The 6,293-nt window shown below is 70.0% G+C and carries 10 protein-coding genes; all 10 read left to right on the forward strand.

Features of this window, described 5'->3' with window-relative positions; translation table 11 throughout:
• Positions 1–679, forward strand: a 679-nt coding sequence (locus ACNFOC_RS49175) for an Eco57I restriction-modification methylase domain-containing protein (protein WP_416965506.1), incomplete at its 5' end; no start/stop codon positions are given.
• Between the two features lie 130 nt (positions 680–809).
• Complete coding sequence (locus ACNFOC_RS49180; RefSeq protein ID WP_024127013.1) at positions 810–1,367, forward strand: hypothetical protein; 558 nt, start codon at positions 810–812, stop codon at positions 1,365–1,367.
• Positions 1,368–1,541: 174 nt separating this feature from the next.
• Positions 1,542–2,216 (forward strand): GNAT family N-acetyltransferase, encoded by a 675-nt coding sequence (locus ACNFOC_RS49185; RefSeq protein ID WP_416965507.1) that lies wholly within the window; start codon positions 1,542–1,544, stop codon positions 2,214–2,216.
• A gap of 94 nt (positions 2,217–2,310) precedes the next feature.
• A complete protein-coding gene (locus ACNFOC_RS49190; protein ID WP_416965508.1) occupies positions 2,311–2,550 on the forward strand; it encodes a hypothetical protein in 240 nt (79 codons plus the stop codon).
• A 193-nt stretch (positions 2,551–2,743) separates the two neighbouring features.
• Entirely contained in the window at positions 2,744–3,208 is a 465-nt protein-coding gene (locus tag ACNFOC_RS49195; protein WP_024127016.1) for a hypothetical protein, read from the forward strand.
• Positions 3,209–3,285: 77 nt separating this feature from the next.
• The gene (locus tag ACNFOC_RS49200) at positions 3,286–3,588 is read left to right on the forward strand and encodes a hypothetical protein (protein ID WP_416965509.1); all 303 of its coding nucleotides are present in this window, start codon (positions 3,286–3,288) and stop codon (positions 3,586–3,588) included.
• Positions 3,589–3,710: 122 nt separating this feature from the next.
• Complete coding sequence (locus tag ACNFOC_RS49205; RefSeq protein ID WP_416965510.1) at positions 3,711–4,049, forward strand: hypothetical protein; 339 nt, start codon at positions 3,711–3,713, stop codon at positions 4,047–4,049.
• Between the two features lie 251 nt (positions 4,050–4,300).
• Positions 4,301–4,663, forward strand: coding sequence for a hypothetical protein (locus ACNFOC_RS49210; protein WP_416965512.1), 363 nt, complete (start codon positions 4,301–4,303; stop codon positions 4,661–4,663).
• 145 nt (positions 4,664–4,808) lie between these two features.
• Positions 4,809–5,825, forward strand: coding sequence for an N-6 DNA methylase (locus ACNFOC_RS49215; RefSeq protein WP_416965511.1), 1,017 nt, complete (start codon positions 4,809–4,811; stop codon positions 5,823–5,825).
• Between the two features lie 47 nt (positions 5,826–5,872).
• Positions 5,873–6,226 (forward strand): hypothetical protein, encoded by a 354-nt coding sequence (locus ACNFOC_RS49220; protein ID WP_212728546.1) that lies wholly within the window; start codon positions 5,873–5,875, stop codon positions 6,224–6,226.
• Positions 6,227–6,293 lie beyond the last annotated feature (67 nt).

The raw sequence follows: 6,293 nt of genomic DNA on the forward strand, positions 1-6,293 counted from the left end.
GGTGTCGGGTGTGGACCTCGACGCGTACGCCGCCGCGCTGACCGCCTACCGGCTCCTGGCGAGTTCGGCGCACGTCCTCGGTGTGAGCCTGGACCGCGTCCCGGCGTGGCCCGTCAACGTGGCCGCCGCCGACTCCCTGCTGGACCGCACCGAGCCCCTGCTGGCCGCCGGCGCCTACCACGCATGCGTGGCCAACCCGCCGTACATCACCCCGAAGGACCCAACCGTCCGCGACCAGGTCCGCGCCGCGTACCCGCAGGTGGCAGCCGGCAAGTACTCGCTGGCCCTGCCCTTCACCGCGCTGATGCTCGAGCACCTGGCCGTCCCGGGCGGCTTCGTGGCGCAGCTGACCGCGAACTCATTCATGAAGCGAGAGTTCGGCAGGCGGTACGTCACCGAGTTCCTGCCCCGCTTCGACGCGCGCTGGATCATCGACACATCCGGGGCCTACATCCCGGGCCACGGAACCCCCACCTGCATCCTCGTCCACCGGGCCCGGCCGCCGGTCGGCGACACGGTCACGGTGATCCGGGGCAACCGTGGAGAGCCCCACGTTCCGGAGGACCCCGCACGGGGGTTGGTCTGGAGCGCGATCGAGGACGCGGTCGACAGCCGGCTGGCCTGGGACCGATTCCAAGCGGGGGCGGAGCTCGCACGGCGTGGTGGGGACACTCCTTAGATTGTTGCGTATTCGAATTTCAATGTGTATTGTTTCTCTCGGATCGGGCCAACGCCCCACCACACCAACCCACTTGACGAGCGCAGCTCTAGGCTTCGCGCCGTCCCAGTGCATCCGGGGACTGATACAGATGAAGCGGAACAAGCCGCTCATAAAGCGCCGCAAGGCGGGAACACAGCACGAGCGGCGGAGGCCGTACCAGTGGCAGGAGAGCGCCACCACCTATTGGGCGCTGGCCGTGCCCCAGGCGTTCGCCGGGACCGGCCAGACCGTTCTCGACATGACCGGAGCGGTGCCCGCGGGCGCAGACGAGTCGTCCCCCGACAGCCCGCGCTACGGCTCCTCATTGCGCTGGCGGCTCGACCGCGACGGCCAGACCCAGTTTGTCTATGGCAAGGAGGTCTGGCGCCGCTACCAGGGCGAGAGTCAGGCGGCCTACGGCAAGCGCATCGCCGAATCGTTCCGTCGGTCCCTCCCCACCTCTCCGGACGTGTACCACGTGTTCGTCGCGGAGCGGCCGGGATGCGCACGCGGAACGCGATGCCCGCTCACGCAGCACTGGTACACGGCCATCGAGGCCGACCTGTCGACGCATCGGCCGGATCGGTGCCCGATGGGCGTTCTCAATGACGGCCCGCCCTGGCGCCTGATCGGACAGACCGTTCCTGACGGCCGCCACATCTACTGAGGCCCCTCCGCACAGCACTCCGGGCCGTCCGGGCAGCTCGCCCGCTCCGGTCGGCCCGGCCCCGGCCCGAATCCCGCCCCGGTCCAGCGTGACCGAGCCCGCCGTTGAGGACCCCTCCGGCGGCCCACAACCAGAGGCGACGTACTGCGCCTCGCATCACCCCCAGGAGCCTCCATGGGTACCACTCGCACGCGCCTGCCCGGCATCACCTTCCGGGACGCGGCGCCCACCGACGCCGACGCCGTCATGCGCCTCCTCGCCGACGTGAATCCCGACGATCCCAACGCGTTCGAGGAGGTCCGGCCGAACCTGTCCCTGCCGCAGGAAGGACCCCTTTCCCACTTCCGGGCCCTGATGGTCGTGGCCGAAAGCGATGAAGGCGAGACGCTCGGCGTCCTCCTGGGAGGCGCTCCGCTGTGGCTCTTCGACCATCCCGGCATCGACGTGCCGCTGGCGCACCTTCTGGCGGAACGAATCGCGATCATCACCGCCGTTGCCGTGGACCCCGATCAGCGCGGGCGAGGCATCGGGGCCGAACTCATCCGGCATTCCGTACGTCGCTTCACACGCGCCGGTTACGGGCTGCTGACCCTTAACTGCTTCCCGGAGCTGGAAAGCTACTACCAGGGTCTCGGCTTCTCGATCATGAACGACCTGAACGTGGCCCTCGGCCCCCTGAACGCGGTCGGGCACCGTTGGGGCGACACCCAGGTGGCCGCCCGGCCCCTGGACCGATACACGACCCTCGTCGACGTCCCGGGCCTTCCCTCCCCGGTCGTCTCGGGCGTCCTTCCCAACACCCGCATGGCCCGTGGGGCGTACTTCGACGGGGAACAGTTTTGCGCCTGACCCGATCACGGCCCGGGATGTCCGCACTCCCGGGCCGCAGAATTCACGCACGGGGTGCAGGTGTCGGCCGGCATCCAGAACCAAGGAGGAACTGATGCCGGTTGTCGACGGAAAGAACCCGAGCCCATGGGGCCGATGGGCGCTCCGGTGGGGCGCGCCGTGTGCAGCCGTCGCCCTGGTCAGCGTGTGGGTACTGGAGCCCGGCAGCGTCGTGGGCGCGATCATCACAGCCGGAGTGGCGCTGGGGGCGCTGTTGGTCTTCGTCGGCACGATGCCCCGTCGGCAGCCGCCTGGAGAGCTGCCAGCACGCAGGGATGCCGGCGGGAACGAGTAGAGCGGCTCCGCGCCGCCACAGGTTGCGCTGAGCGCTCGAACTAAGCGGCGGGCGGGGACGGCAGACCGACCGGCCCCGCCTTCATCAACCCCACGATGTTGCGTATTCGGTTTTCATTATGTAGATTGTTCATATCGCCGGCGGTCTTCAAGTCCACGCCGCTTCCACCCCGTTGCCGTTCAGGAGCCCTGCCATGCCCGTTGCCGTCGCCCATGAGGTCGCCGCCGCCCTTCTCGCCTACCGCCAGAGCAGCAACGACATCTGGCTGACCCTTGTGGACGTCACCACCGACCTGATGCACCTGGCCAGCCACATGCGGGCCGACTTCGAGCGCTGCCTCGACGGCGACGCCAGGGCGCGCCTCGACGAACGGCCACTGGCCGCCATGCCGAACCTCGCCCCGTCCGTCGGGCCGATCACCAACACCGACGACTCGGCCGCCGAAGACCACCTCTTCGACAACTACGTGCACGCGAGCGACGCCGCTGCTGCCCTCCGCGTGCACATGGCAGACGACGCCTACCCCACCTTCTCGAAGGCGCTGTACGTGCTGCTCAACGATCTGCGCGCCTACACCCATGACCTCGGCTTCGACTTCGACGAGGTCATGCGAGCGGCATCACAGGCCCACCGAGTCGACCAGCGCAAGGCCAAGTAGCACCACAAGCCCCCGGCGGCACCGATGCCCTCGGTGCCGCCGCCCCGACAGACATCCCGCCCGGAAGGACCTCCATCATGACCACGCCCCTGATCCCCGCCCCGGCTCGGTCCGGCCGCGGCTCGATACGCATGCACCTCGACCGCGGCGAGCACCCCGCGACCCGGGTTCCGCTTCTGGGCAGCGATCTCGACAACCCCTCCGCCGTCTGCGGAGGGTGCGCCAACAAAGTGTTCAAGCAGCTCGACGACGGCCGGGAGCGCCTCAAGTGCGGTCTTCTGCCCCGCGGAAGCCGCGGGCTGCGCGGCCCCGATCTGCGGGACTCCATGCCCGCGTGCGTGAAGTACGCCGCCGCGCCGAGCGCTCTGCGGAACGCCTGAAAGCCGAGCAGCCCGACCCGACCGGCAACGCCTCTCCGCGTTGCCGCCGCCCACGGCGGCGCGGTGGGGCACAGCCCAACATCACCTCAGCCCGCTCTCAACGACCCGGGGAACTCACGCCGATGACTGTGTACTTCACGTTCATACCGTCGCGCCGGAAGAAGCCGGCCGATCTGACCGCGATGGAGTTCGCCCCGAACCAGGAAGTTCCCGAGCGGGCACTTAAGCGCCGCGTGGCCCACCACCACGGCCCGACCTATTACGACGGCGTCAAATACGGCACGTCCCTCGCCGACAGTCCGGTCGAAGACTTCCCCGACGCAGACCCCAGTGCGTATCTGCTCGTGTGGAGGCGCTCCGCCACCCAGGTCGCACCGAAACGGGGCGAAGCACCCGACGAGGTGTGGACCCTCACCCCGCGCGGCCGGGTGGTCAAGAACTCCGCCGACGCGACTCGGTGACGGTAGCGAGGCTCTAAGTCCGGCATCCGGACCCGCGCAAGTCGCATGCCTCGCCCCTGAGTTGCGTAGGTCCACGCCTCCGTGTGTGCATACGCCGCCCGGCACACGAGCAAGCACCGGACCGCCCTCGGTTCCCACAGGAATGAGCCTCGCGCCCCAAGTCGGGGCGCGTGCAGGCCACCGAGAGGGCTGGGCTCCCTCAGACTCCGCACCCCCAACACCATCCGCACTCACCCTTCGGAGGCGTGATCATGCTGCCCGGCCTCGCCCAGCACATCGACTTCCAGCCCGCCCACAACAACTACACCCGCGGGTTCCTCGTGGTGAACAAGGCCAGCCCCACCGTGCACGGGTACGTGTGGGAACACACCCTCTCGGACGGCACGACCACGTGGGTCGCCCAGCCCGATACGGCCAACGACGCCTCGCGCATCCCCGGATTCCAGTCCCGAGAGTGGGCCGGCGAGTTCCTGTACGAACGCGAGTGGCCCAAGTTCATCCATCGCGAGGACGCCGCGGCCCATGCCCTCCCGGAGCCGGGATGCACCGACCACGCGCCGTGCGGGACGTGCTCCCTGTGCGAGCCGGACCTGTCCCGCCGCGGAGTCCTCTGAATGTGCCGGGGGTGGCCGCTCGTACGGCACCACCCGTCACCACAACGTGCAGGCCCGGGGGGCCGCGGACGGTGCGTTCCCGCCGCGGCCCTGGCCCTGCCCTCCTGTCCCCGACCAGCAGACCCACCTACGTCCTGGAACCCTCATGTCCACTGACACCACCGCCGCCCTCGTGATCGAGGCCGTTGACCAGGCACACGCCCACAGGGCCCAGAACTGCACCGATCCAAGCTGTGCCCGGCATGCCGGCACGACCGACTGCCCCCCGATCACCATCAGCCGAAGCCCCGGTTCCGTCCTCGGCGAGGCGGTCGCCGACGCCTGGTACGCCGCCGGCGGCAGCCGGCTGGACATCCCCGCAGGGGTCGTCGCCGCCCTCGCACTGTGGCCCCAGAAATCCCCGGGCGCCGAGGCCGCCGACACGATCGCCGCGTACATCGCCGCACAACCCCCGCGCGTCCTGGTCCGCGGCTTGGCCGAGAGCGCCAACTACTACTGGCGCCTTCGCCCCGACCTGTGGACCACCGCCCGCCCCCTGTTCGACTGGACAAGAGAGGACCTCCACGACACGCACCTCGCGGGCGTGCAGGCCGTGACCCGCGCCGCACTGCGCCACGGGGTCCTCCAGCACACCGGAGACACCGACCCCGCCGGAAGGTCCCGGATCGACCTGCTCTCCTGGGTCATCACAAGCCTGCGCCACCACCACTCCCGGCGCAGCCTCGGCGAGTACCACACCCCGCCCGATGTCAGCGCCCTGATCACCGCGATGCTGGCCAACGACGGCAGTTCAGAAAAGCGGCCCCACCAACGCGGCGAGTGGGCTCTCGAGCCGACCGCCGGGACCGGAGGGCTCTTCCGCTCCGCCGCGCAGGAACTGCGCCGCGACGGCGAGGACCCAGCCGACCGCGGCTGGGTCATGCTCGAACTCGACCCCCTCGCCGCCGCCGGAGCCGCCGTCAATGCCCTCGTATGGGAACTGGGCCCCCGGGCGGTCGTCGGCTGCGGAGACGTCCTCGCCCAGCCCGACCTGGCCGAGGACACCCTCGCCCAGGCGCGCGACGTGGCCCGCCACCGCGATGACGTCATGAAGATGGTCCGCTTCGCGATCGCCACCCGCACCACCGAGCAGCTGCTGGACGCCCTCACGGCCAGCAGGTAGCCGCATGGCCCGGCCCACTTCCGTGGGCCGGGCCGAAAGGAGGAAACGTGGCGCACGTTCACGACCACACGGAGGGCCAGGCCGTGACTCAGGCGCTGCGCGCCGTCCTTCCCATCCCCAGCCGGACCCGCGTGTACATGCTGGCCTGTGGATGCCCTGACGCCGAGGGCTGTCTGACCTGGTACATCGACACCGAAACCCGGGCCTACGAGCTCGAACTCGCCCCTGCCCGAGCCCGCCTGCGGCACGTCCAGGTGACCAGCCGACCGCTCGTCGGCGACGGCACCACCTGGAGCGAGGACTTCCTCGTCCCCGGCCCACCGGCCGACTGGGCGCAGCCCCTCGCGCGTCTCGTCGCCCGGCTCACCCTCTCCGACCGCAGCCCCCTCTCACTCGACTGAGTCTCACCAAGGGATCGCCGTGCCGAACCACACCCCCATGACCGGCTGCCTGCCCGCCTTCGGCCGG

It is taken from the genome of Streptomyces colwelliae (assembly GCF_048158785.1).
In the GTDB taxonomy this organism is placed as follows: Bacteria; Actinomycetota; Actinomycetes; order Streptomycetales; family Streptomycetaceae; genus Streptomyces.